The sequence below is a fragment of the Thioalkalivibrio sp. ALgr3 genome, from assembly GCF_000377325.1.
In the GTDB taxonomy this organism is placed as follows: Bacteria; Pseudomonadota; Gammaproteobacteria; order Ectothiorhodospirales; family Ectothiorhodospiraceae; genus Thioalkalivibrio.
Map to the genome: position 1 here is coordinate 1 of NZ_KB897991.1, position 24,675 is coordinate 24,675.

The 24,675-nt window shown below is 65.6% G+C and carries 28 protein-coding genes and 2 pseudogenes; 17 read left to right on the forward strand and 13 right to left on the reverse strand.

From position 1 onward, the window contains the following. Nucleotides 1-406: 406 nt before the first annotated feature. From C998_RS0111680 to C998_RS14635, 3 genes are read left to right on the forward strand one after another with little or no spacing between them, the layout of a single operon-like run. Nucleotides 407-1,351 (forward strand): LysR family transcriptional regulator, encoded by a 945-nt coding sequence (locus tag C998_RS0111680; RefSeq protein ID WP_018871052.1) that lies wholly within the window; start codon nt 407-409, stop codon nt 1,349-1,351. A gap of 54 nt (nt 1,352-1,405) precedes the next feature. Beyond that, entirely contained in the window at nt 1,406-1,645 is a 240-nt protein-coding gene (locus C998_RS14630; RefSeq protein WP_018947922.1) for a DUF4160 domain-containing protein, read from the forward strand. Beyond that, the gene (locus tag C998_RS14635; protein ID WP_081617446.1) at nt 1,605-1,868 is read left to right on the forward strand and encodes a DUF2442 domain-containing protein; all 264 of its coding nucleotides are present in this window, start codon (nt 1,605-1,607) and stop codon (nt 1,866-1,868) included. The genes C998_RS14630 and C998_RS14635 overlap by 41 nt, the downstream gene beginning before the upstream one ends. Before the next feature lie 11 nt (nt 1,869-1,879). Here the strand turns inward: C998_RS14635 and C998_RS0111695 are convergent, their stop codons facing one another. Then, entirely contained in the window at nt 1,880-2,629 is a 750-nt protein-coding gene (locus tag C998_RS0111695; protein WP_018871055.1) for a hypothetical protein, read from the reverse strand. A gap of 254 nt (nt 2,630-2,883) precedes the next feature. Between C998_RS0111695 and corA the strand changes: the two genes are divergently transcribed. Beyond that, entirely contained in the window at nt 2,884-3,960 is a 1,077-nt protein-coding gene (gene corA / locus C998_RS0111700; RefSeq protein WP_018871056.1) for a magnesium/cobalt transporter CorA, read from the forward strand. 241 nt (nt 3,961-4,201) lie between these two features. Here corA and C998_RS0111705 read toward each other — a convergent pair whose 3' ends face one another. Continuing rightward, a complete protein-coding gene (locus C998_RS0111705; protein WP_018871057.1) occupies nt 4,202-6,610 on the reverse strand; it encodes a DNA/RNA helicase domain-containing protein in 2,409 nt (802 codons plus the stop codon). 17 nt (nt 6,611-6,627) lie between these two features. Further along, nucleotides 6,628-6,996, reverse strand: a complete 369-nt coding sequence (locus C998_RS0111710) for a nucleotide pyrophosphohydrolase (protein ID WP_018871058.1) — start codon at nt 6,994-6,996, stop codon at nt 6,628-6,630. Between the two features lie 188 nt (nt 6,997-7,184). Here C998_RS0111710 and C998_RS15065 point away from each other — a divergent pair. The 4 genes and pseudogenes from C998_RS15065 to C998_RS0111725 form a co-directional block, all read left to right on the forward strand. Further along, a pseudogene (locus C998_RS15065) lies at nt 7,185-7,672 on the forward strand (class I SAM-dependent DNA methyltransferase); the annotation flags it as partial. Between the two features lie 29 nt (nt 7,673-7,701). Continuing rightward, a complete protein-coding gene (locus C998_RS14890; RefSeq protein ID WP_156001308.1) occupies nt 7,702-8,439 on the forward strand; it encodes a hypothetical protein in 738 nt (245 codons plus the stop codon). A 204-nt stretch (nt 8,440-8,643) separates the two neighbouring features. After that, complete coding sequence (locus C998_RS0111720; protein WP_026279602.1) at nt 8,644-9,651, forward strand: restriction endonuclease; 1,008 nt, start codon at nt 8,644-8,646, stop codon at nt 9,649-9,651. Nucleotides 9,652-10,127: 476 nt separating this feature from the next. Beyond that, complete coding sequence (locus C998_RS0111725; RefSeq protein WP_231364992.1) at nt 10,128-10,919, forward strand: hypothetical protein; 792 nt, start codon at nt 10,128-10,130, stop codon at nt 10,917-10,919. Between the two features lie 563 nt (nt 10,920-11,482). On the opposite strand, the gene C998_RS0111730 is transcribed toward C998_RS0111725, so the two are convergent. Next, nucleotides 11,483-11,671: a carbon storage regulator gene (locus tag C998_RS0111730; protein WP_018871062.1), complete on the reverse strand. Its 189-nt coding sequence runs from the start codon at nt 11,669-11,671 to the stop codon at nt 11,483-11,485. Nucleotides 11,672-11,818: 147 nt separating this feature from the next. On the opposite strand from C998_RS0111730, the gene C998_RS0111735 reads away from it, so the two are divergent. After that, complete coding sequence (locus C998_RS0111735; protein ID WP_018871063.1) at nt 11,819-12,877, forward strand: nuclease-related domain-containing protein; 1,059 nt, start codon at nt 11,819-11,821, stop codon at nt 12,875-12,877. An 8-nt stretch (nt 12,878-12,885) separates the two neighbouring features. On the opposite strand, the gene C998_RS0111740 is transcribed toward C998_RS0111735, so the two are convergent. Genes C998_RS0111740 through C998_RS0111750 form a run of 3 tightly spaced genes read right to left on the reverse strand, consistent with a single transcriptional unit; the run spans nt 12,886 to nt 13,656 of the window. After that, nucleotides 12,886-13,143 (reverse strand): Txe/YoeB family addiction module toxin, encoded by a 258-nt coding sequence (locus C998_RS0111740; RefSeq protein ID WP_081617447.1) that lies wholly within the window; start codon nt 13,141-13,143, stop codon nt 12,886-12,888. Next, a complete protein-coding gene (locus tag C998_RS0111745; RefSeq protein WP_018871065.1) occupies nt 13,122-13,412 on the reverse strand; it encodes a type II toxin-antitoxin system RelE/ParE family toxin in 291 nt (96 codons plus the stop codon). The genes C998_RS0111740 and C998_RS0111745 overlap by 22 nt, the downstream gene beginning before the upstream one ends. Before the next feature lie 4 nt (nt 13,413-13,416). After that, nucleotides 13,417-13,656, reverse strand: coding sequence for a type II toxin-antitoxin system ParD family antitoxin (locus C998_RS0111750; protein WP_038082052.1), 240 nt, complete (start codon nt 13,654-13,656; stop codon nt 13,417-13,419). Nucleotides 13,657-13,937: 281 nt separating this feature from the next. On the opposite strand from C998_RS0111750, the gene C998_RS0111755 reads away from it, so the two are divergent. From C998_RS0111755 to C998_RS0111770, 4 genes and pseudogenes are all read left to right on the forward strand, one after another. Continuing rightward, nucleotides 13,938-14,192, forward strand: a complete 255-nt coding sequence (locus C998_RS0111755) for a YlcI/YnfO family protein (RefSeq protein ID WP_018871067.1) — start codon at nt 13,938-13,940, stop codon at nt 14,190-14,192. Between the two features lie 22 nt (nt 14,193-14,214). Further along, nucleotides 14,215-14,514, forward strand: a complete 300-nt coding sequence (locus tag C998_RS0111760) for a type II toxin-antitoxin system RelE/ParE family toxin (RefSeq protein WP_018871068.1) — start codon at nt 14,215-14,217, stop codon at nt 14,512-14,514. 104 nt (nt 14,515-14,618) lie between these two features. Next, nucleotides 14,619-14,759: pseudogene (locus C998_RS14895) on the forward strand (efflux RND transporter permease subunit); the annotation flags it as partial. A 44-nt stretch (nt 14,760-14,803) separates the two neighbouring features. Continuing rightward, nucleotides 14,804-15,046 carry a type II toxin-antitoxin system Phd/YefM family antitoxin gene (locus C998_RS0111770; RefSeq protein WP_018871070.1) on the forward strand — a complete coding sequence of 81 codons (243 nt, stop codon included), beginning with the start codon at nt 14,804-14,806 and terminating at the stop codon, nt 15,044-15,046. 21 nt (nt 15,047-15,067) lie between these two features. Here the strand turns inward: C998_RS0111770 and C998_RS0111775 are convergent, their stop codons facing one another. Continuing rightward, a complete protein-coding gene (locus C998_RS0111775; RefSeq protein WP_018871071.1) occupies nt 15,068-15,277 on the reverse strand; it encodes a DUF3185 family protein in 210 nt (69 codons plus the stop codon). Nucleotides 15,278-15,399: 122 nt separating this feature from the next. Here C998_RS0111775 and C998_RS0111780 point away from each other — a divergent pair, with 122 nt between their 5' ends. After that, complete coding sequence (locus C998_RS0111780) at nt 15,400-15,735, forward strand: DUF3634 family protein (protein ID WP_018871072.1); 336 nt, start codon at nt 15,400-15,402, stop codon at nt 15,733-15,735. A gap of 9 nt (nt 15,736-15,744) precedes the next feature. Here the strand turns inward: C998_RS0111780 and C998_RS0111785 are convergent, their stop codons facing one another. Then, on the reverse strand, nt 15,745-16,509 hold the full coding sequence (locus C998_RS0111785) for an SDR family NAD(P)-dependent oxidoreductase (RefSeq protein ID WP_018871073.1): 765 nt from the start codon (nt 16,507-16,509) through the stop codon (nt 15,745-15,747). A 51-nt stretch (nt 16,510-16,560) separates the two neighbouring features. Next, nucleotides 16,561-16,713 carry a hypothetical protein gene (locus C998_RS15070; protein ID WP_018871074.1) on the reverse strand — a complete coding sequence of 51 codons (153 nt, stop codon included), beginning with the start codon at nt 16,711-16,713 and terminating at the stop codon, nt 16,561-16,563. 104 nt (nt 16,714-16,817) lie between these two features. Between C998_RS15070 and C998_RS0111795 the strand changes: the two genes are divergently transcribed. The 3 genes from C998_RS0111795 to C998_RS0111805 all read left to right on the forward strand — a co-directional run bounded on the left by C998_RS0111795 (nt 16,818) and on the right by C998_RS0111805 (nt 19,625). After that, the gene (locus tag C998_RS0111795; protein ID WP_018871075.1) at nt 16,818-17,954 is read left to right on the forward strand and encodes a glycerate kinase; all 1,137 of its coding nucleotides are present in this window, start codon (nt 16,818-16,820) and stop codon (nt 17,952-17,954) included. 4 nt (nt 17,955-17,958) lie between these two features. Then, entirely contained in the window at nt 17,959-18,906 is a 948-nt protein-coding gene (locus tag C998_RS0111800) for a nitroreductase family protein (RefSeq protein WP_018871076.1), read from the forward strand. 185 nt (nt 18,907-19,091) lie between these two features. Next, on the forward strand, nt 19,092-19,625 hold the full coding sequence (locus tag C998_RS0111805) for a macro domain-containing protein (protein WP_026279603.1): 534 nt from the start codon (nt 19,092-19,094) through the stop codon (nt 19,623-19,625). Here C998_RS0111805 and C998_RS0111810 read toward each other — a convergent pair. The 3 genes from C998_RS0111810 to C998_RS0111820 are packed head-to-tail and all read right to left on the reverse strand — an operon-like array spanning nt 19,615 to nt 24,544. Beyond that, on the reverse strand, nt 19,615-22,698 hold the full coding sequence (locus C998_RS0111810) for an efflux RND transporter permease subunit (protein WP_018871078.1): 3,084 nt from the start codon (nt 22,696-22,698) through the stop codon (nt 19,615-19,617). The two genes, C998_RS0111805 and C998_RS0111810, sit on opposite strands and share 11 nt — an antisense overlap. Before the next feature lie 14 nt (nt 22,699-22,712). After that, nucleotides 22,713-23,825, reverse strand: coding sequence for an efflux RND transporter periplasmic adaptor subunit (locus C998_RS0111815; RefSeq protein ID WP_018871079.1), 1,113 nt, complete (start codon nt 23,823-23,825; stop codon nt 22,713-22,715). Then, nucleotides 23,822-24,544: a TetR/AcrR family transcriptional regulator gene (locus tag C998_RS0111820; RefSeq protein WP_018871080.1), complete on the reverse strand. Its 723-nt coding sequence runs from the start codon at nt 24,542-24,544 to the stop codon at nt 23,822-23,824. The genes C998_RS0111815 and C998_RS0111820 overlap by 4 nt, the downstream gene beginning before the upstream one ends. Nucleotides 24,545-24,675 lie beyond the last annotated feature (131 nt).

Consider the following 24,675-nt stretch of genomic DNA (forward strand, 5'->3'; position numbering starts at 1 on the left):
CTGCGCTCCTACGAGACCTCCCCCGACCGTAGGAGGCCAGCCCTATGGCCGATCGGGCCAGCCCCGGCGCCGGATCGCGCAGAGGGCTGCGCTCCCACGGGGCAGCGGTGCCGGGGGGAGAGCGCGCACAAAAAAGCCGCATCGACACCCAGCCAAGAAAAAGCGTCGATGCGGCGGGGGACTCCCTTCCCGCGGCGTGTCGGGACACCACCCCGACGTACCGGTCCAACGGAGATGTCACGCAGATACAGCAGCATGTCAGTCGCGTGGCAGGCTCTCCGCCCCGGCGCCTCGATGAAGGCGCCACGGCGGGTGAGCACGAGGGTTAGTTTCCACCCTGTCCACGCATGAGTAAAACAAGTTTTTGTCACGTAGTATGTGAGTCAGGCTCATGAAGGAGGGCGGCATGCTGGAGATCCGGCATTTGCGGGCACTGCACGAGATCGTGCGCCTGGGCAGCGTGACGGCGGCGGCCGAGTCGCTTTGCGTGACCCAGTCGGCGCTGTCGCACCAGCTGCGGCAGCTGGAAGAGCGCATGGACGTGGTGCTGTTCGAACGGCGCAGCTCGCCGGTGCGCCTGTCGCCGGCGGGAACGCGCCTGCTGCAGGCGGCCGAGCGCGTGCTGCCGGAGGTGGCCGCGGCCGAGCGCGACATCGCCCGCATCCGCGACGGCCGCGGCGGGCGGCTGTACCTCGCGCTGGAATGCCACAGCTGCTTCCAGTGGCTGATGCCCTCGCTGGCGGCCTTCCGCGAACACTGGCCCGAGGTAGAGCTGGACCTGAGCCTGAGCCATGGTTTCGATGCCCTGAATGCCCTGCGCGAACGCGAGGTCGATGCGGCGGTATCGCCGGACCCGGTGGAAGACCCGGAGCTGATCGCGCTGGACCTACTGGAATACGAGAACCTGCTGATCGTGCCGCGCGGCCATCGCCTGGAGGGGGCGAACTACGTGGAGCCCGCCGACCTCCAGGGCGAGACCCTGATCACCTACCCGGTGGAGGAGGAGCGCCTGGATATCTGCCGGCACTTCCTGCACCCGGCGGGCATCTCGCTGCCCCGACGGACCACCGAGGTGACGGCCATGCTGCTGCAGCTGGTCGCCAGCGGGCGCGGCGTGGCCTCGCTACCGGAATGGGCCCTGCCGGAACTGGAGGCACAGATGCAGGGCGCCGGCACCGGTTCGCGTGGCCCCGGGCGTTCCGCCATCGCGCGTCTGCGCATGGGCCCCGATGGCCTGTGGAGCACCCTGCGCCTGGCCATCCGCCGCGAAGACGAAGGCCTCGCCTTCATGCAGGACTTCGTCGGCATCGCCCGTGACGAACTCCACCAGGCCTCCGTGCGCCGCGGCTGAAAGGGACGTGTCTCGACTATACTGCTACCCTCGAAGCCAGGTCTGATACCAACGATGAGTCCAACCGTATTCAGAGAGAAGGGGTATCGATTCTTTTTCTTCTCGCGAGAAGAAACGCGCAAGCACGTCCATGTGGTTTCGGCGGAGGGCGAAGCAAAATTCTGGCTGGAACCGGAACTACAGCTGGCGCAGTCATGGCGATACAACCGGGCGCAGCTGAAAGAGATCGAGTGGCTGATCGAGGAGCACCATCATGAGCTTGTCAGCGCATGGCAACGCTATTTCGGAAGTTGAGGTCACGAACATTTCGGGGCATGGTCTCTGGCTGCTCGTGCGAGGCCAGGAACTGTTCATGCCCTACGACGAATTCCCCTGGTTCCGTGACCAGCCGGTCAGGGCCATCGTGAATGTCGAAGAACCATCCCCGGGACATTTCTACTGGCCCGATATTGATGTCGACCTGACGCAGGAGATCATTGAGCACCCGGAGCGGTTTCCGAACAGGGCGACCGGCTGATCGGCGCGGGGTCAGCAGCCGCCACCGCCGCCTCCGCCGGCCCCTCCGGCGCCGCCGCTCGAGCCGCGGGTGCTTTCTTCCAGCCACATGGCCATATGGCAGGCGATGGCGATGGCCCCGACCGGGCGCGGATGGATGACCTCGACGAACCAGCCGCCGGTCAGGCCGGTTTCCTGCTTGGGCCGGAAGGTGGCGACCATGTCGCGGTTGTCGCGCAGGGTATAGCTGAACAGCCCGCGCCAGTCGGTGCGTTCGCCATTGAGCTGGTAGTGATCGTCGCGATAGCTGAACAGCCCGCTGAGCGTCTTGCGGTCGGTGCTGGTCTCCTCGATCTGCGTGACCGTGCCCGCGCCGGCGCGCCAGACCTCCTGGCGCTGCGGCATCCCGAAGAAGCCGACATTGCGCTGAATCTGCTGGAAGAACCCCGCGTCCGGCGGGTCGGCCAGGCGCATGCGCGTGGTGGCGAAATGCAGCTCCGGCCTGCCGAACCAGGCCGCGAGCCCGCCCGAAGGGCGCCGCAGGCGGGCCACCGGCGTTCCGGCCTGTCGCAGTTCCGCGATGCTGCGGGTCTTTTCGCCAAAAAACGGCAGCCGCTTGAGCGGCGAGATCTTCACGAACTCCAGCTGCCCCTCTACCGGGCTTTCCTCTCCCGGCGGCGGGGATCCGGGCCCCGAGGGCGCTTCGGCAACCCCGGAAGCCGCGTTCGGTGAGGGGTCGTTCGGTTGCCACTGGGCCGCCGGCCCGTAACCACGCCTGGCCATGCTGATCTCCTTCCTGGATTGCGGAGGGCTGTGCATTCAGCCCGAGTATAGGCACGGCACGCTCGCCGTGCCCCGCATGAATGCATGGGGTGCAATGCCCGGTCCTGTTGCCCGGCGCCGATGCCGAAGAGGCCTGCCAGATCGCCGAACGGCTGCGCCGGGCCCTGGCCGCGAATGGGTTCGCGTGCGAGCACGCTCCCACGGGCGGGGGCGCGCACGGGCTATACTCGAGGCCCATTTCTGCGGGAGGCGTCATGAGCCGGCTGTTCGAAAAAAACTACCCCGAGCCCGGCGCGGCACCCGGCCACGGGGCCCATGCACGCGAAGACGTGGGCGAGGGCGCCCGGGCTTGTGCATGGCATTACGGCCATGAGCGGCTGACGGAGCTCGATGCCGACCGGATCCTGTCCGGAGGTGCGGGTGACACCGGCGAGGGTTTCATGTGGCTGCACCTGCAGGGTATGCCGGGGCCCGAGCAGCTCCGTGCCCTGGGCAATGCCTTCGGTCTGCATCCGCTGGTGCTGGAAGACATTCGTCACCAGGGCCAGCGCCCCAAGGTCGATTTCTTCGACAACGCGCTGATGGTCATCCTGAGCCACCCCCGGCACGAACAGGGCCGCATCGAACTCCACCAGTTCAGCCTGTTCGTGGCCCCCGGCCTGATCATCAGCATCCACGGTGGCGAGCAGGATCCCTTCGAGCCCGTGCGCGATCGCATGCGCAGCGCCAACCGCAACTTCAACCGCCTGGGCGCCGCGTACCTGGCCTACGCGCTGATGGACGCCGTGGTGGACCAGGGCTTCCCGGTGCTGGAAGAGATCAGCGAGTGGCTGGAACGCCTCGAAGACGAGGTACTCGAGCGGCCCGACGCCAGCACCCTGGCCGAGATCCACCGGCTGCGCCGGGAACTCCTGGTGCTGCGTCGCCAGCTCTGGCCTGCCCGCGACGTGGTGGCGCGGCTGATGCGCGACGACCTGGAACCGTTTACCGTCGAGCTGTTTCCGTACCTGCGCGACGTGCACGACCACGCCATCCAGATCGTGGATCTGCTGGAGTCCTACCGCGAAATGGCCGCCACCCTGATCGAGGCCTACATGTCCGCGATCAACCAGCGCTCCAACGACGTGATGCGCGTGCTCACCATCATCGCCACCATCTTCATCCCGCTCACGTTCGTGGTGGGGATCTACGGCATGAACTTCGACCACCCCGAGAGCCCCTGGTCGATGCCCGAGCTCTACACCTACTACGGCTACCCCGTGGTCTGGCTCGTCATGCTCGGCGTGGTCGCCGGCATGCTCTATTTCTTCCGCCGCCGTGGCTGGTTGTAACGCCCGGCACGAATCGGCCGGAGGGCCGGTCTACCGACTACCCCCGCCCGTAGGAGGCCAGCCCCCTGGCCGACCGGGGCCCGGACGACCCACCCGGCCGAATCGGCCGGAGGGCCGCCCACCCCGCGCAGGAGGCCAGCCCTCTGGCCGATCGGGGCCCGGACGACCCACCCGGCCGAATCGGCCGGAGGGCCGCCCACCCCGCGTGGGAGGCCAGCCCTCTGGCCGATCGGGCGCTCCGTCAATGTTCCAGTTGGGCGACGTACTCGCCGACCACGACCAGCTCGGACGCGCTGTCTTCTTCCAGGATGATGGACTCGTAGCCGGGAAGGCTGGATTCCGGTTTCAGGATGATTCGCTGGTGGCGCCACTCAGTGTCCGGGTCCGCCGTCTTCTCGCTGTGATAGCGCTTGATGCTGAAGCTGGCGCCGGTGTCCGGGTCATTGATGTCGCGGTGCTGCACCAGCACGATCTTGCCTTCGCGCGTTCCGCCGCCCGGCGCCCGGAACAGACACCATGCCCCGTTCGCGATACGGCGGTTCATTGACTCGCCGACCACCTGAGCGATGAACATCCCCGGTTGAGGCGTAATGAAGTCCGGGGGCATGACCCAGTCGAATGCATCCGGGTTCTGGTCCACGGTCTGAAGGTCACTGAAACTGCCCGCCGCCGCCTTGATCGGCACCACCGGCAATGCATTCACGAATGGCTCGACCTCCTCCGGCGCCATCTTCTCGAACGGCAGGACATCCGCCGGTGCGGCCTCTGCCGGGGCAGACTGCGGCTCGGGTGTGTGCTGGCCGATCAGCGCGCGGAAGTAGGCGTGCGTCTCCGCATCCGCCGACCAGATGAGGCATCCCTTCATCCCGCGACTCATCAGTGTGCGATAGGTGTTCTTGATGATCCGGTCGGCCTTGGCTCGGGCCGCATCCGGATCCTCCTTCAGGGCCTTCTTGTAGCCCTTGATGGAGGCGTCATTCTTCGAACGCGCTTCGGGCACCGTGATCACTTTGCCGTCCCGCACGATAAGGTCGGGCCCGATGATTACGCCTACATAGTCCAGCTCCAGCCCCTGACTGGTATGGATACAGCCGATCTGGTGGACCGAGTCCGGCTGGATCATCCAGGTGGAACCGTCCTTGTCGAGGTTCCACTGCATGGCGAAGTCGTGTTCGGGAAAGCGGATGTCCATGGCCTGTCCATCCTTCTTGCTCTCCCAGTCCCAGCAGTAGCCCGCCAGCATCCGTGCACGGTTGGCGTGCACGTTCAGCGCGAAGATCCGGTCGCGCATGGCGGTCGGCGAGTCGACTACCTCGACCGAATAATCCAGTTCATCCAGATCCTCGTTCGCCGTCTCGCGAATCTGCAGCGCCTGATCGAGCCAGGCCAGGTAGCCGTCGGACCCGGCACAACGGAACTGCGAGCGCAGCTCGGCGTAGTGCACGGTAGCGCCCGCCGCCTGTGCCCAGCGCTCGATCTCCTCCCGTGACCCGGTGTCCTTCCAGTGAATCCGCTGATCCTCGTCCAGGAAGAACACCGCCGTACGCGCCGCGTTAATGATCTCCTTGGTCTGGTTCTCGCCCAGGTTCTGGAAGATCCCCGACTTCTCGTTCAGGCGGTGTGCCTCGTCCACCAGCAGGGTGTCGAAGGTGTCCGCGTCGGTTTGGTGAAATGCACCGGAGCTACGGAACAGGTTGCTGATCCGGCTCTTCTTCATCGTGCCGGTCAACCTGGCCTCGTAGACCGCCCGCGGGGCCGCATTGCGGGTCACATACTGTGCAACCTTTTCCCGGCGAGTCAGTTCCCCGAGCAGGTTCACGGCTACCACGGATTTCCCGGTTCCCGGCCCGCCCTCCACGATCAGCACCTGCTTGCCGTGTCCCTCGGCAATGTCGGAAAGCTCCAGCGCGCTTTCGAAGACCAGCTTCTGGTCGTCGACCATCACGAACTCGGCGTTCCCCTGCAGCAGCGACGCCAGATGGTCCGCGAGCGACTTCGAGGGGCGAATCCGGCCATGCTCGACCCGGTAGAGGATGTCGTTGGTATCCCCCTTGCGCACATGCTGGCCGAGAAAACGAGCGAGCTTTTTGGCATCCGCCTTCAGAAAGGCCGGCGCGCGCTCTAGGTGCTCGTGGTACCGCGCATCGGAAATCGCGCCCGACACGCTGTTGTGGAGATAGGCACAGGGGTGCAGCCCGATGCCGTCGGTCTGCACGGTCTCGTTGTAGTCCTCCAGCAGCGCCGCATACGACCACGCCTGGTAGGAGGGATGCGTCACCTCGCGTTCCTTGCCGCCCACGAAGGTGCGCACGATCGCGTCCTTCTCGGTCGCCTCGACCTGCTCCCACTGCTTCAGTTCGACGATCACCGCCGTATCCCGGCCATCGTCGTTGCGTCCGGTCAGGATGAAGTCCACCCGCTTCGAGGTCTGCGGGATCATGTACTCGATGGCGACACCGGCATCATCCGGGATCCCCGATGCGCTGAGCACGTTCTCCATGTACTGCATCGAGTTGCGCCACGAAGTGATCTCGTTGGGCGAGGGCTTGCCCTTGCCGGCACCCAGCATCCCGGCCAGGATGCGATCCTCGATCTGGTTGTGCTGGACATGCTCGACGAAACGGCGCTTGTCAGCGGTATAGATCAGCATCGTGACTTGCCTTTTGGCTACAGATCCGTGTACTTGCGCGCACTGCCGCGCGCCTTGTCGACCGGATACTTCTGCTCGTTCACGTTCAGCTTTTCGTTCGCTGCCTGAACCACGTCGATTCCCAGCCCCCGCGCCAGCAACAGCAGATAGATCTGCACGTCCGCGATTTCCGCCTGAACGGCCTCCCGCTCTGCATCCGACAGCTCACGAGACCGTTCCTCCGTCAGCCACTGGAAGTGCTCGATCAATTCTCCCGCCTCGCCCGCCAGCGCCATCGACAGGTTCTTCGGCGAATGAAACTGCTCCCAGTCGCGCTCCCGAACGAACGCCTCCAGGCGGCCCGCCAGATCATCCAGCTCCGTTGAGTTTCGTGACTCCGTACTCATCGATCCCTCGCCTGTTCCGTTCTTGCCTGCCGGCATCGTACCGGACTCCGCCAGCTCCAAATACCGCCAAACCAGCGGTACCCGCCGCAGCATACGCTCAAAATTGCTATGGTTTCCCTCGACGGACAAAAACCACGACCGCAGACAACGGAAGGGCTGCTCCAATGGTGCTTTCAAACCGCGCTTTCGACCTCGACCGCGCCGTCTTCGACGCCTACGGATGGAACGACCTCGCCGACCGCCTCGTCGGCCGCCCCGGCGCCACCACCCCGCTGCCGGACAAGCCCGCCGACCAGTCCGAAGCCGAAGAAGAACTCCTCAGCCGCCTCGTCGCGCTCGACGCCGAACGCGCCGCCGAAGAAGCCCAGGGCCACGTCCGCTGGCTGCGCCCCGACTACCAGGCCCCCGAAGCAACCCAGACCACCGCCACACTGGAGGCCAAACCCGAGGCCGCCGCCGAGACCCCGACCGAACCGGCCAAAAAGCCCACCTGGCCCAAATCCATGCCCGACCAGGTCGAAGCCGTCCGCCGCCTCCTTGCCATCGGCCCCCAAACCCCGGACGCCCCGGCCAGCCACTTCAAGCGCAAACCAACGAAGTCATCACCCAGGTCCTCGCCGCCCTCCAAATCCTCGGCCAGGCCACAACCGACAACAACCACTGGCGCCTGATATGAACGGATCGATAATCTCCGCCGTAATAGCCATGATTTCTATGGTCATTGGCTATTTTCTGCAAGTGGTATCTTATTGGGCCAAAGACTTTATTGACTCAAGAAAAATAAGAAAGTTAACCGTTGACGATCTGCTTTACCCGCTTGTCAGGGTGTCTGACGAGCTTGTGGGTCGCACATATCACCATGCTAAAGAAGACTTCAAACGCAACGAAGGGCGTCCGGAGACCGTTGACTCAATCAGCAATCCAGATCAGCTATATGATGTCTATTTATGGGCGCGCTTCTGGGCTCACACGAGCGCCATACGAAAAAACATCCTTTCTTACAATCTGAGCCAGACTCAGGAAGGTAAGAGTCTGTTGCGATTCTTGGACTGTCTTGAGGCTATTAAGGTATCGATCGTACCCCGATCCTATCAACGTCTCGTAGGGGATGCATTTTCGGACGAACTTGGGTTAAAAGAGGGCGTGTCGTATTACAGGTTTGCGAAAATAGTTCAAAAAGACCCATTTTTTGCCGAAACTTTAGACGGCGTGAATATGCTGTTTGTTAGAGCGTTCGAGGATAAAGAGTTCAGGCGTGAATTCGTTAAATATACAATCGTGATTCACGCCATGGTCGAATATTTGGATGAGAAAAAGTCGGTGTCATCTACGCGTAGCGCGCTAGCTAACAAGCTCGACCATAAGCATCGAAATGATCTCAAACATCGCATTTTTCGAAGATATACGCCCTTGAGCGGCACGCAAATGTCAAAATACCTTTGACCAAAGGCTAAAGCAACGGGGACGGGGAGTTAGGAGAAAAACGGAGGGGGAGTCGGGAGAAAAATTTGCCCGCACACTACCTTAACCTAGAGCTAGGGATCGTCGTGATTGGGCAAATCTGCAATCTCAGGTTACCGCGAGATCGCCGCCTTGTCAACAATGGGTGGCGACGCATTCCCGGCAACTGATTATTGCGCTGGGCGCATGGAGCCTGAAGCGAATATGTGGATGGTGCGTGCGGGCCAGGGAGGGCGGCAGGCCGATGAATTTCGAGAAAAGGGGCATGTCGGCATTGGCTGGGAGGAGGTCGGCGACCTGTCTGCCTTCGCGGACAAGGCATCGCTGGTACAAGAATACCGCTCACGCTTTCCGGACTGGCCCGACGGCCGACGCCTGAGCGCGGCGAGCCAGCTGATCCGTTTTCGGGACGAGATGGCCGCAGGAGACAGGGTGCTGACGTACGACTCCAGTCGCCGGATCTATCACGTTGGCACGCTCACAGGGGAATATCGGCACGACACGGCGGTGCTGCCGCCGTGCGAGAACGTGCGCGCCGTAGAGTGGCAGGCGGAGCTCGATCGAGACCGTCTGTCGCTGGCTGCGCGGAATTCTCTTGGGTCCACCCTCACGCTGTTCCGGCTCTCGGATGCGGTCAGGCAGGAGATCGAAGCCCTGGTGAGCGGGCAAGCAACCGCACCGGTTCCCGTAGAGGAGCAGGATGACGGCGAGGACGAGGAAGCCCTGCTGAAACGCTACCGCGAAGAGGCGGTGGAGATCATCAAGGACCGAGTGAGCCGTCTGGATGCCTGGGAAATGCAGAGCCTGGTGGCGGGCCTGCTTCGAGCGATGGGCTACAAGACGCGGGAGTCCTCGCCGGGGCCGGATCGGGGCGTGGACGTGATCGCCTCTCCCGATGGGTTCGGGTTCGAGTCGCCGCGCATCGTGGTGGAGGTGAAACACCGTCCGCATACGGCCATGGGCGCGCAGGAGGTGCGCAGCTTCCTGGGCGGGCGTCACGGCGACGACAAGGGGCTTTACGTGAGTACCGGGGGCTTCACCAAAGAAGCCCGGTACGAGGCGGATCGGGCGAAGATCCCGCTGATGCTGATGGACCTCAACGGCCTGGTCACCGCCCTGATGGAACACTACGACCACGCCGATTCAGAAACCCGCGCGCTCGTGCCGCTGACCCGCCTGTTCTGGCCTGCGTGACCGGCGGGAACGCGACCGGGCGAGCGCGGCGAGGGCGAGGGAGTTGGCCGTAGAGCCTATGCGGAAGGGGGTGGCTTCCTGGGTTCGGAGGCCGGGCATTCCGGTGCATCTCATTGAGGATTTGTCGCGGGGCTCGATGAAGCCTGGATCGCGGGCATGAGAACACATAGACGCGTCTTTCAGTGAGGCACTCTGGATTAGGTTCCCTCTAACATACCAGACCTGTGCCCGCCAGATTGACCGGCTGATTTCCGCCCTTTACCCTCGCGGACGCTTTTCTCGGTTCTTCATATGATGTGTCTACTGAGAATGGCGCAATAACAACAATTGGCGAAGATAAGGCTATAACCAATATGATCAAAAACGGAGTGATTCTGCCCGTGGTGGCAGCCATTTCCCTTCCCGTGTTAACCGGCTGTCTGGCCTCCACGCCTTCCTCCCAGGGTAGTGGATCCGAGTCGGTCGAGTCTGTCTCGATGGAACCGGTGACCTACCGGATCCCGGATGACGTTGATTTTGTGCCGGAGGCGGGGGACCCGTTCAACCTGGCGCGGTACGCAGACCCGGATCGTTATCTTGGTGTTGATGGTTCGGATGGGATTCTGGGTATGTTCGATGATGGCCCTGATGAGATCCGGACGCGCGCGGTGGGTTTTGGGGAACTGTCGCTGCTCCATATCGACGTACGTGTTCGCGATTCCTTCCGCCAGCGTCTGTGGCTGGAAGATATTGATGACACGTCTTTTGTGGTCCATCGTCGGAATGACAATGGTCGCGCGGGATCTGGTATCCAGTACGCTATCGATTACTCGACCCAGGATAAGGAAGATTTCCAGGAAGTGTCTTTCCAGGCTGTAAGTGCGGAGACCTATCGGCAGGGTGCAATTGGTCGCATGGCTGTCCCCCCTTACGATGAGGATGAGCTGCGGACCATGCTCTCCAGTGGTCTGGTGTTCTATCGGTTCGAGATTGACAACCCCTATGACCCGGACACGGTTTACGCGAACTTCCGCCGCCTGCTTGATGCGTACTCGTTCAGGCCGAACCATCACAACGAGGACGTGTCCGGCTTTAATGCGGATCGTTTTCTGATGCCGGTGGATGACATGGATGTTCGGGTCTACATAGAGACCTTCCCCTATCGAGATGGGTCCAAGGTGGAGGGAGTTGCAATCTTGCCGGCTCCGCCTGCACAGAACGGCGTGATTGATTTCGGTCCGCTCGCTGAGGAGGTTTCGGAACGGCTCGAGGCGGTCGTTTTCGACTAGGCCAGGGCGGCTGTCCTAGTGTGATTGAGTCAACGCGCGAGGGTTGGGCTTTGTTAAGTATCCTGAACCGAGAGCGTTATCAGTGAAATTCAACGCGATCCTCGTTGCGTTGGCTCTTCTTCTTTCCGGATGCCTTGTGCGCCAAGAGCCATTCGAAGTGCACGGGTATAGCTACGGGCCATTTGGCGGACGTGAAGCGGCTTTCGTCTTCCAGGGCTTTGATGAAAGGAATTGCGCGGTGTATCGGCTGGCGCCTATGGAGGAGGGTGTTCGGGTGCCGCGCGCGGTTCATTTCTGGGATGGTTCCCGCTTTACGAGGGATCGGAGCCAGTGCAAGCCGTTTGTGACGCCGAGCCCGGAGCAGTGGCCGAAACAGTTGTAAGGCTTGTGTAGAGCGTTTCTTGCTCGGACTTTCCCCGGTCCTTCGTTTTTCCATTACAAAGTGTTCGCCGGAGCGGTGGGTGCTCCATAGGAGCGTGTAGGCCGCCCGCCTGTCCTGTCGGCCGTATGGGTACCCATGGGGCATGCGCAGGTCCAAGTCAGTCCCAGCGCGACCGTCTGGCTTAATCCCTCCGATCCGACGTGCCTTCCGCAGGGTGGGGCTCATCGGCGATTTCTTCCCGGACGATGTCCACGTCCTCGGGGGCGGCGATACCCAGCCGGACCTGGTTTCCCTTGCTTTGCAGCACGGTCACGACGATCTCTTCGCCAATCTGCAGGCTTTCGCCTTCGGTGCGTGAGAGTACGAGCATGGGGTAAAACCGCTTGGTCTATGTGGAAAAGACTAAAGTAGGCCGGCGTGCGGGTCGAGTCAATGGTGCTGTGGATGGCGGGTCCGTTGGTGGTGGCTGGACTGCACCATTACGATAGTTCGGGTTTTGGCGCACAAAGGAGGCGGGATGATTCTCAAGGAGAAGGACGGTACGAGCGGGCAGGACGTGCGGTCGAAGGCCGGTCACCAGCAGGAGCAGGACGTGGCGTTCTACCTGCGGCGCGAGTTTGCCGATGACGAGAGCGTTCGGGTCATCAACGATCTGCGGATCGAACACAACGGGGAGCGGGCGCAGATGGATCACCTCGTGGTTCATCCGTACGGGCTGGTCGTGATCGAGTCCAAGAGTATTTACGGCGAGGTGAAGGTGAACGGCCACGGGGAGTGGTCGCGCAGTTACCGTGGTGAGTGGTACGGGATGCCGTCGCCGGTGCGCCAGGCGGAGTTGCAGGAGGCGCTGGTAAAGGATCTTCTGCGAGAGAACGTGGAGCAGTTCCTCGGCAAGCTTCTGGGGATGCAGACGCAGATTGGTGGACGGGACTGGCGAACGCTTTGTGCGGTTTCCAGCAGTGCGATCCTGCACCGGGACGAAATGCCCCGGGAGATTACCGACCGCGTGGTGAAGAGCGAGTTCGTGGCCGACAAGGTGCGCGAACTGGTGGGTTCGCGGGCGAAGGGCCTGCTGACCGGGAGGCCGCGGTTCAGCCAGAAGGAGATCGAGGGGATCGGCGATTTTCTGATGCAGAACCATTTGGGGGACACGGGCGCGACGGCTGCGGAGGTCCGCGAGGCGCCGGCTTCGGCCGAGCCCGCCCCTCAGGCCGCACCTGAGGCGGAGCCGGAGTCCCGGCCCGCACCGCAGCCAGAGGCGCAACCTCAGCCGCAGCAGGCCCAAGCCGAGACGACGGATTCGCAGCCGGCCGCCTCGTCGGCGGCGGCCACGGATGGCGCGGTTGCCTGCAAGAACTGCGGCGAACTGCAGAACCTGAACGGCATGTACGGCAAATACGGGTATTACGTACGCTGCGGGGCCTGCGGCACGAATACCTCCATGAAAAGGCCATGTCCGGCATGCGACTCGCGCAAGGTTCGCGTGACCAAATCCGGGCCGACCTACACTTCTGCCTGCCAGGACTGTGCGTACGAATGGGTGGTGTTCCGGCAGCCCGAGACGGCGAGTACCTGAAGCCCGGATCACAACGTGTCGTAATGGCCGCCGATCGCGAAGATGTGGATGGTTTGATCGTCGAAGCGGTAGATCAGTCGGTCCCGGGCGGACAGGCGCCGGGACCAGAAGCCCGAGACCGAATGTCGGAGGGGTTCCGGCTTCCCGGTTCCGGTGGCCGGGTCGTTGCGGAGCATTTCCTTCAGGATCCGGCGCAGGGTTCGATGTAGCCTTGGGTCGCGCTCCCGGAGCGTTACCGCATTGCCTACGACTCGTTTCCCTCCCAGTCTTCGTGCGCGTGGCGAACACGGATGATCAGGATTTCATCACCTTCGATCTGGAACAGCACGATGTGTGCGCCGACGGGGTGAACCCGAACGGGTGGTGAGATTTCCTTGCGCTCACGCGCTGCACGAGGGTTTTCCGCCAGAAACTCGAAGGTTGCAGCCAGCAGGCTGTGGTAGCGCTCTGCCTGTTGCGGGCCGAATTGCTCGACGCTACTGCGGAAGATCTCGATGACGTCGTCTTCCGCCTTGCAGGTCAGGGCATATCGCATGCTGTTAGTCTTCGGGGTCGCTCCTGGCGGCTGACTTCAGCTCTTCCATCGTTCGCTCGCCACGACCGCTTTCCAGGCCTTCCGTGGTGAGCGCCTGCAGGTGCGCGATCTTCAGCGCCCGCTCCCGGTCGCGGCGGATCAGGTCTCGCACGTAATCACTGCTGTTGCTGTACTGGCCGGATTGCACCTGCTCCTCCACCCAGGATTTCATGGGATCGGGTAGCGAAATGTTCATTGTGGCCATGGAGGCCTCCGCGTCTCGGGTTGGCAAACTTTGCCATAAGTATAGGCCAGCATCCTCGGGTCGTCGATCATTGCGGTCGGTCACCAGGGCCACAAGCGGCACCGAGCGACGGCCGATTGCCGCGGTCTCTGCGAGGCCTCGCAATGACGGAGACAGGCCAGAGTGGTTACGCGTGGCCCATCAGCCGGGTCAGGCTGCGTCGAGCGGCGCGGACGGGTCCACCGATGGGCGCTGTATTGCATTTGCGATACACTCCGAGGAGGTTCTTGCGGAGACGCGGTATGAAAAACACGACGTTACCGGCCCTGCGGGTCAGCGATGGTTTTCGGCATCAGGTGGAGCAGGCCCTTGGCGAGGGAGAAACGCTGTCGGCCTTTATCGAGGATGCCGTTCGCCACGAGATTGACCGCCGACAGGCGCGGGCCGAGTTCCTGGCGCGAGGCCTGGAGTCCGCGCGCAATGCCCGGGAAACGGATGAGTATTACCCGGCCCAGTCGGTCCTCGACGATCTCGACCGTCTCTTAAGCAAGCAGTAGCCGACCCTCTGGAGTCTCAAGGATGAGTTACTCGGTACGATTTACAGCGCAGGCACGCGAAGATCTCCTGCGGCTTGTCGCTTTCCTCGCGGAGAGCGACCCGGCGGCCGCGGACCATGCCCGAGCCGCCATCGGCGAGGCGGTGTCGCTACTGGAGCGCTTTCCGCTGAGCTGCCGCATGCCCGACGCGTCCCACCCCCGCATCCGCGAACTCCTGATCCCGTTTGGCCGCTCGGGCTATGTCGCCCTGTTCGAGATCGACGATGCCGAGACGGTCACCCTGCTGGCGTTCCGGCACCAGCGCGAGGATGACTATTTCTAAACACGTGGGAGCCCAGCCCTCTGGGCGATGGGGACCTGGACGCACCTGATCGGCCAGGGGGCTGGCCTCCTGCGGTGGTCGGGCCCCAAGCCCGCGGTGGGGAACGGGCGGTGGTGGAGGCCGGCGCGCTGCGCCTGCGTCCGATCCTGATGACCACCCTGACCACGGTGCTCGGCATGTTGCCGCTGGCGATCGGCCTCGGCGAAGGCGCGGAGATCAAGCGTACGGTTTGCGGGACGTACGTCAAGGCGTACTCTTAATCGGAGCCCACACACGCGCGAGGTGTGCCATGACGGGGAATACGGCTACAGAGGCGCGCAGCAACCTCTACCGGTTGATCGACGAAACGGCGGAATCCCATGAGCGAATCGTGATCACTGGCAAACGGAACAACGCAGTCCTGCTATCCGAGTCGGACTGGTCGGCCATTCAGGAGACCCTGTACCTGCTATCGGTGCCGGGTATGCGCGAGTCGATCCGCGAGGGGATGGAGACCCCGGCGGATGAATGCGACGAGGAGCTGGATTGGTGACATGGAAGCTGGTTGGCGACCTCAGCGGCGCACGCCGAAGATCGCCAGGACGAGGCCGACGACGGTCATTATCCCGCCAAGGATCAGGTACAGGCGCGTGTCATCGGTGTAGCGGCCGGTGAATTCCTGGTGCAGTTCCTCGGTCAGGCTTTCGGTGGCGTTGAAGCCCATGACCAGGAGGATGATCCCTCCTGCCAGAAGGGCGAGTCCCAGAATCCGGGTCCAGTGCATGTTGTGTGCCTCGGTTGGCGAGTGATCCCCTGACGCTAGCACGGATTGGCGAGTTCGCAGCGTGCGGTAGGCCGCATCGGGGCTACACTGGGCACGTGTTCCACGCCCGTGGCGTAACCATCATGTTGCTGACGTTGCTGTTCATGTTCGCCGTGCTGGCCCTGGGGGTCGCGCTGATGCTGTGGCACGCACGGCTGGTGTTTACGGTGGAGCTGCGTGACGGCACGGCCCGGGTGCGGCGCGGCAAGCCGCCGACGGCGTTCCTGCGCGGCTGCGAGGACGTGGCCCGCCAGTACCGCCTCCAGCGCGGGCGGATCCATGCGGTACGCACGGACGGAGGCGTTCAGCTGCGTTTCTCCCGTGATCTGCCGAAGAACACCCACCAGGCCTTTCGCAACGTCTGGACCCCGCCACCGGGTGGTGGCGGAGGCGGAGGCGGCATGCGCGCGACGGGGTAGGGCCCCGGGTTACTGCGCGCAGAGGCCGCCGTCGACGACGTAGGTGTTGCCGGTGCAGCCGGAGGCGGCGTCGGACAGCAGGAACGCGGCCATGCCGGCGCATTCCTCGTTGTTGACGTAGCGGCCCAGCGGGATGCGCGCCTCGAACGACTGGTGCACCTCGTCGGCGTGGCCGGGGTTCGCCTGTTCCTCGATGGATTCCATCATGCGGTTGGCGACCGGGCCCGGGTTGAGGGTGTTGACGCGGATGTTCTCCGGCCCGAGTTCGGCGGCCAGGCACTTCATCATGCCCACCACCGCATGCTTGCTGGATACGTACGGCGAGAGACCGCCGAAGCCGCGCAGTCCGGCCACGCTGGAGGTGATGACGATGCTGCCGCCGTTGCCGCGGCGCAGTGCCGGCAGGGCCGCTTCCGCGCCCAGGCGCACGCCCTGCACGTTGACGGCGAAGACCTTGTCCCAGGCGGCATCGGTGCGGCTGTCGAACGGACCGATCTCGCCCTCGATCCCGGCGTTGAGGAACACGCCATCGAGGCGGCCGAAGCGATCCAGGGCGGTGGCGACCATGCGCTCGTTGTCCTCGCGCCCGGTCACGTCGACTGCCAGGCCGACCGCGCGCTCGCCGAGCGAGCGGGCGATGTCTTCCACCGGGCCCGCCTCGCGGTCGGTGATGACCAGGCTGGCGCCCTGTTCATAAAGCTTGCGCGCCGTGCTCTCGCCGATGCCCCCGACGCCGCCGGTGATGGCGATGACCTTGCCTTCCAGATCACTCATGTCGCTTCTCCGTCTCGTTAACCGTGTGGTGAATTCGATGGGACCAACGTATCAGTTTCCGCCGCGGGTCCGCAGATAAAGCAGCCGGCCGATGAACGCGATGCCGAGGATGATCCAGCCGACGGGATACGGCAGCACGCCGGCGAAGAAGGCCGCGAGTGTGGCAGCCAGCAGCAGGCCGATGATCAACAGCGGGATGTCCATGTACGTTCGAGCCGTGGGTCAGGCGAAGGTTCGTTGTGCCATCGTCCATAATGAGGGGTGTGGCAACGGACGGACGTGACAGGTCGCGGACTCGGGAGGGGAGCTTGGCGGAGCCGCTGCGGGTGGTGGTGTGCCCGGACAGTTTCAAGGGCAGTCTGGCGGCGGAGGAGGTGGCCGCGGCGATGGTGCGCGGGGTGCGTGCGGCGCGGCCGGATGCCCGCGTGCGCGCGCTGCCGATGGCCGATGGGGGCGAGGGCACGGCGTGGCGGGTGAGCCGGGCGGCGGGCTGGGGATGGCGCCAGGCGCGGGTCACCGGCCCCGACGGAACGGCGCTGCAGGCCGGCTGGGGACTGGACCCGCAGGGTCGCCGGGCGGTGCTGGACGTCGCCGCGGCCTGCGGTCTCGACCGGATCCCCGCGGGGCGCCGCGATCCCTGGCAGCTGGATACCCGGGGCGTGGGCGAACTGATGCGCGCGGCGCTGGATGCGGGGGCCCGGCATCTGCTGGTGGGCCTGGGCGGCAGTGGCACGGTGGACGGGGGCGCGGGCCTGCTGGCAGCACTGGGCGTGCGGTTCCGGGATGCGGACGGATGTGCGCTGGCGCCGCATCCGGCGGCGCTGGGGGCCCTCGTGCAGGCCGATTTCGCGGAGCTGGATCCTTGCCTGGGCGAGGTCGATATCACGCTGCTGAGCGACGTGGACAACCCGCTGATCGGCCCGCAGGGGGCGGCGGCGGTGTTCGGACCGCAGAAGGGCCTGGCGGTGGACGACGTCGCGGCGATGGATGCCTGCATGCAGCGCCTGGCGGGGGTCATCGAGGCCGCCGGATGGCTGCGGCGGCCGGTGGATGCACCGGGTGCCGGCGCGGCCGGCGGGCTGGGGTTCGCGCTGGGCTGCGTGCTGGGCGGGACCGCGCGCATGGGGGCGGCGTACGTGGCCGACCTGATCGGTCTGGATGCGGCGATGCGCGAGGCGGACCGGGTGATCACCGGCGAGGGCCGGCTGGATGGCCAGACCGCGCATGGCAAGGTGGTGGCCGAGGTGCTGCGTCGCGCCGGGGGGCTGGGCGTGCCGGTGGCGGCGGTGGCCGGTTCCGTGGATGCCGATGCGGACGAACTGGCCGCGCTGGGCCTGACCGACGTGCGCGCCCTGTGTGACGGGAGTCTGACCCTGGAAGAAGCCATGGCGCGTCCGGCGGATGCCATCGCGGCGCGCACCCGTTCCCTGATCGAAGAGGCCTGACCCCATGGATCTCGACCCCGTCCTCCGGAACTGGCTGGAGCTTGCCGCGCAGGCGCCATCGTCGCACAACAGCCAGCCGTGGCGGTTCCGCGTGGCGCGCGACGGGATCGAGGTCTGGACCGACCCGGAGCGGGCCCTGCCGGTCTCTGACCCCGGCGGGCGCGAGCGGGTGATCAGCGTGGGCTGCGCGGTGATGAACCTGCGGGTGACCGCGGCGGCTGACGGCCGGGGCCTGAACGTGCGTCCGGAACAGGCCGGTCCCGGACCGTACGTGCGCCTGCTGAACACGACCCACGCAGGCGCCGATCTGCAGACGCTGCCGTCGCTGAAGGAGTGGATCCCGCAACGGCGTTCGTGGCGCGGGCGTTTCCGTCCGGACCCGGTGCCGCCGGAGGTGGTGGATGCGCTGGTCGCCGTGGCGCGCCAGGAGGGCGTCTGGCTGCGGCCGGTGACCGGGACGGAGTCGCGCCGCGAGGTCGTGCGGCTGGTGCGGGAGGCGACGCGCGAGCAGTGGCGCAACCCGGCCTGGCGTGCCGAGCTGGCGCACTGGATGCGCCCGGCGGCTGCAGGCGACGGGCTGCCGGTGGGCCGTCTGACCGGCGGTCTGACCCGCTGGGCGGTGCGCCGGTTGGTGTCGCCGCGGGGGATGGGTCGTGCCGAGGCCCGGGTGGCGAGCGGGGCCCCGGTCCTGCTGGCGCTGGGGACGGGCATCGACGGGCCGATGCAGTCACTGGCGGCCGGGCAGGGCCTGCAGCGGGTGCTGCTGGAGGCCGCGCGTCACGGGTTCTGCGCGCGCTACCTGAATCAGCCGCTGCAGCTGCCGGAGCGACGCGCGGAGCTGGCAGAGCCGCTGGGTGGCGGGCATCCGCAGCTGCTGTTCGCGCTGGGGCGACCGGACGGGACGCCGCGGGCGACGCCCCGGCGGCCGGTGGAATCGTTGCTCCGGACGTGACGCCGGATCGGCCAGGGGGCTGGCCTCCTACGGGGCGTCGGGTCGGCCAGGGGGCTGGCCTCCTGCGGGGTGTCGGGTCGGCCAGGGGGCTGGCCTCCTACCGGGGGAGGGGACGGCGTGTACGGCGCCGGTCGCCTGGCCTATGCTTGAGACGGAAATGATCAGGGAAAGATGGGGGAAGAATGATGCAGGTTGTGGTCCGGGGAGTGAAGATCGAGTGCGTGACCGGCAACATCGTCGAGCAGCACGACATGGACGCCATCGTCAACGCGGCCAATGCCTGGCTGCGCCTGGGCGGGGGCGTGGCCGGGGCCATCCACCATGCGGCGGGGCCGGAGCTGGAGCGTGAATGCCAGGCGCTGGCCCCCATCGAACCGGGTCAGGCCGTGCTGACGGACGGGCACCGGCTGCGCAACCGTTACGTGATCCATTGCCTCGGGCCGGTGTACGGGCGTGACGAACCGGCCAGTCGCCTGCTGGCCTCGTGCTATCGCGAGGCCCTGGCGCGCGCCGAGGAGGCGGGGATCTTCAGCATCGCGTTCCCGGCGCTGTCCACCGGGGCGTTCGGCTACCCCATCGAGGACGCGGCGCGGGTGGCCCTGGAGACGGTGGTGCACCGGACCCCGCATCTGGAATCGGTGCGCTACATCCGCTTCGTGCTGAGCAAGGACGAGGACCGCGACATCCACGCACGCATCCTCAAGGAACTTACCGGGTAGCGGCGAGGCGGTCGGCGTAGTGGTCCCGCGCGAGGTAGGTGTAGATCGCCGGGACCACGAACAGGGTGAACAGCGTGCCGATGGCCATGCCGGCGGCGATGACCAGCCCCATGGCGAAGCGCGAGCCGGCGCCGGCGCCGGTGGACATCAGCAGCGGCACCATGGCCACCACGGTGGCGGTGGTGGTCATCAGGATCGGCCGCAGGCGCAGGCTGGCGGCCTCCTCGATCGCGTCGCGCAGCGGGTGTCCCTGGCGTTGCAGCTGGTTGGCGAACTCCACGATCAGGATGCCGTGCTTGGCGATCAGGCCGATCAGCGTCAGCAGGCCCACCTGGGTGTAGATGTTCAGCGAGGTCACGCCCAGGCTGATGAAGATCAGCGCGCCGGCGATGGACATCGGCACGGTGGTCAGGATGATCAGCGGGTCGCGGAACGACTCGAACTGCGCGGCCAGCACCAGGAAGATCACGAGCAGGGCGAAGAAGAACGTCACCACCAGGTCGCCGCCCTCGGCCTTCAGCTGGCGGGATTCACCTGCGTAGTCCACGTTTACGTCCGGCGGCAGTACTTCGGCGGCGATCTCGTCGATCAGCTCCAGCGCCTCGCCGAGGGTCACGCCCGGGGCCGGCACGCCCTGCAGGGTCACCGCGTTGAGCTGCTGGAAGCGGTTCAGCTCGCGTGGCGTGACGGTTTCCTCCAGGGTCACGATGCTCGACAGCGGCACCGGTGTGCCGTCGGCGGTGCGGGTGAACAGCTCCTCCAGCTGCTCCGGGGTCAGGCGGTCGGTGCGCTGCACCTGGGGGATCACGCGGTAGCTGCGGTTCTCCATCGCGAAGCGGCCGGTGTAGCCCCCGGAGAGGAACGTGGCGAGGTCGGCGTTCAGCGTGGTCATGTCGATGCCGAGCTGGGCCGCGCGCTCGCGGTCGATCTTCAGGTCTACCCGCGGCTTGTCGAAGTCGAGATCGGTATCCAGGAAGATAAAGCGCCCGGTGTCCATCGCGCGTTCGGTGATCTCGTCACTGAACGTTTCCAGCTCCTCGAACGAGGCCGTGGAGTTGAACACCACCCCGATCGGGGCGCCGTCGCCCGGGGTCGGCAGCTGCGGTGGCTGGACCGCGAACACCTCCAGTCCCGGGATGCGCTCCAGCGCCGGTTGCAGGTCTTCTTCCAGGATCGTGTCGGTGTCGCGCTCGCGCTGTTCCCACGGGCTCAGCACGAAGCCACCCAGCGCCTGGTTGGTCGCGCCGGCCATGCCCGGGCCGCCACCGAAGCCGTTGACGATGAAGATGTTGTCCATCTCCGGGATCTCGTCGAACAGGCGGTCGGTCAGGGCCGTGTTCCGTTCCAGGTGGTCGATGCCCATGTGCGGGTCGCCCTCCATGATGGAGAAGGCGAAGCCCTGGTCCTCGGGCGGTTCCAGTTCCGACTGCGAGGTGACGAACAGGAAATAGCACGAGACCAGCACGATGGCGCCGAACACCGCGATGGTGAACCGGTCGCTGAGGGCCCCGTGCAGACGCCGCCGGTAGCGCCGGCGCAGGCCGTCGAAGCGGTCGTCCAGCCAGGTCTCGATGCGTCCGCGCCGCTGGCCGTCGCCGTGGCGCAGGATCTTCGAACACATCATCGGCGACAGGGTGATGGCGACGATCCCCGAGATCACCACGGTGGCCGCCAGGGTGAAGGCGAACTCGATGAACAGCGTGCCGGTCAGCCCGCCGATGAAGCCCAGCGGCAGGAACACCGCGACCAGCGTGGTGGACATCGCCACGATCGGCCAGGCCAGCTCGCGCGCGCCCTGCAGCGCGGCCTCCATGCGCGACATCCCCTCCTCGATGTGCCGCGAGATGTTCTCCAGCATGATGATCGCGTCGTCCACCACGATGCCGATCGCCAGGACCATCGCGAGCAGGGTCAGGAGGTTGAGCGAGAAGCCCATCAGCAGCATCAGCATGAAGGTGCCGACCAGCGACAGCGGCACCGCCACCGCGGGGATGATCACGCTGCGCAGCGAGCCCAGGAACAGGTAGATCACCACCAGCACGATCAGCAGCGCGAGGGCGATGGTGATCAGCACCTCGTTGATCGCGCTCTCGATGTAGTCGGTGGAGTCGTAGACGATCTCGCCGTTCAGCCCCGACGGCAGCCGTGGTTCCACGCGTTCGCCGAAGACCTCGCGCACCTCGGCGATCACGTCCAGGGCGTTGGCGTCCGGCGCCAGCTCGATCCCCATGAAGGTGGCCGCCTGACCGTTGAAGCGCACCGAGGAGTCGTAGGTCTCCGAGCCCAGTTCCACTTCGGCCACGTCGGCCAGGCGCACCAGGTCGCCGTCGGCCTCGAACAGTACCAGCTGCTCGAATTCCTCGACGCTCTGCAGGTCGGTGTCGGCGGTGAGGTCGAGGCTGACCATCGAACCCCGGGTCTGGCCGACCGCGGAGAGCACGTTGTTGCCCTCCAGCGCCTGGCGCACGTCGCGCCCGCTGACCCCGTACGCGGCCATGCGGTCGGCGTCCAGCCAGGCCCGCATGGCAAAGGGCTCGCCGCCGAGGATCTCGGCGCGCTGCACGCCGTTGACGGTGGACAGCTCCGGCTGGACCTCGCGCACGAGGTAGTCGGTGATCTGGTTGTTGTCGAGCTGTTCGGAATAGAACGACAGGTACATCGCCGCGACGTCGTCGCCCACCGACAGGTCCACCACCGGGTCCTCGGCCTCGGCCGGCAGCTCGGAGCGGATCTTGTCGACCTGCGCGGAGATCTGGGTCAGCGCCTCGTTGGGGTCGTAGTCCAGCTCCAGATGGGCCTGTACCGTGCTGGTGCCCGCCATGCTGGAGGAGACGATGTAGTCGATGCCCTCGGCCTCGGCGACCTCGCGCTCCATCGGGGTGGTGATGAAGCCCTCGACCAGATCGGCCTCTGCGCCGATATACGACGTGCTGACGGTCACCACCGCGTTCTGCACCTCGGGGAACTGGCGGACGTTCAGGTCCACCACCGCGCGGATGCCGAACAGCAGGATGAACAGGCTGACCACCGTGGCCAGCACCGGTTTCTGAATGAAGACGTCGGTGAAACGCATGATCGCGGTCCGGCTCAGCGAGTGTCCGGGCGCGGGTCGCGCTCGGCATCCGGCTGGGCGTCTTCGGTGATGTTCACCGGGGTGTCGTTCTGCAGCTTGAGCAGGCCGCTGGCGGCCACGGTGTCACCTTCCTCCAGCCCGTCGCGGATGCGGATCAGGTCGCCGCGCCGTTCGCCGGTCTCGACCAGACGCTGTTCCACCCGCTTCTGCCCGTCATCGTCCTCGAACACCACGAACGCCGACTGGCCCCACGGGGCGTGGCGGATGGCGGTCTGCGGCACCACCAGTCCTTCCTCGGCCTCGCCGCGTTCCAGCGTCACGCGGGCGAACTGGCCCGGGCGCAGGCGGTGGTCCTCGTTATCCAGGGTGGCCTGCACCTGGAACATCCGCGAGGCCGCGCGCACCCGGGGTTCGATGGCGGTGATCTCGCCGCTGAAGGTGGAGTCGTGCGCATCCACCCGCACGCGCACCTCCTGGCCCAGCTCGATCTGGCTCAGGCGCCGCTCGGGCAGGGAGAAATCCAGGTGGATGGGGTCCAGGGTCTGCAGTTCGACCACCGGATCGCCGGGCCCGACGAACTGGCCCTCGTCGATCTGGCGGATGCCCAGCTGGCCGTCGAACGGCGCGCGCAGGCGCTTCTGCCGGATGCGCTCTTCCTGCGAGCGCACGGCGGCGCGCGCCTGTTCCGCTTCGGTCTGCCGGCGCTGCAATTCGGAGTCGGAGATGCTGTCGCGCTCGGCCAGCCCGCGGGCGCGCTGCAGCTCGCTTTCGGCCAGCATGGCCGCGGCCTGCAGGCTCTCCAGCTCGGCGCGGTCGAGGGCGGTGTCCAGCTCCACCAGGGTCTCGCCTTCGACCACTTCGGTGCCACTGGAGAACAGGATACGATCCACCAGGCCCTGGCTCTGGAAGCTCAGGGTCGCGCCGCGCACCGCCTCGAGGCTGCCGATGGCACGGGTCTCGGGCGTCCACGCGTCGGTCTCGACGGTGGCCGCGTTGATGGTCGCCTCGGGTTCGGGCATGTCCTCGAAATATTCGGCGATCTGCTGGTCCATGAAGGCCTTGAATCCGAAGATCCCGCCCAGTACCACGGCCACGCCGAACAGCATGTAGAAGAAACGGCGGCTCACTGGAAGGTCTCCTGCAGCACGGCGCGCACGCGCTCGGTCTCCGCGCGCACCACCGAGGGTTCGTCGGGGTCCACGCGCGGCTCCCAGCGCCAGCCGGTCATCAGGGCGTGGAAGTGCCGGATCAGGTGATCCAGCGGCTGGCCGATGTCATACGCCTCCAGCAGGCCGCGCGCGTTCGCGAGGTTCTGCATGCCCAGGTTCAGGGCCCAGGGGCCGAGCCCCATCTCTTCGGCGGAGATCTCCCGTGCCGCGGGAAGGTCCCCCTTTTCCCGGGCCCTTTCCACCACGCCACTCACGGCATCGCTGATGGGCTGGGCGGCCGTGAGCAGGGCCTCCCGGCGTTCCTGCGAGATCTGCGCCCAGACCGCTTCGGTGAGCAGGTACTGCATCAGGCGGTAGTGGTCCGGGTTGGCGGCGGCGAAATCGAGATCCGTCAGTACGATCGCCAGCATCTGCGAGCGCGTGCCCAGGGGCAGCTCCGGCAGCCGGCGGAAGCGTTCGGCGTGCTGGATGGTGGTGCGTGTCGCCACCGCGGCCAGCAGATCCTCCTTGGAGGCGAAGTGCTGGTACAGCGTGCCGGTGGCGTATTCGCAGGCGGCCGCCAGCTTCGACATCTGCAGGGCCAGCAGGCCGTCCGTGCGGATCAGCTCGTGGGCCTTGTCGATGAACAGCTGTTCGCGTGCCTGGCGCTCGCGTTGCTTGCGGTCTTCGGTTCCCATGACGCTGCAGGCTAGCGAACCCGGAACGGTTTGTGAACCAGGTTCATGGATTGTGTCGGGTTCGTTCTGTCGACTGGAACACGCTGCGGCTGCTCGACGTCTGCCGGGGGACCGGTTCCATATCCCTGCCG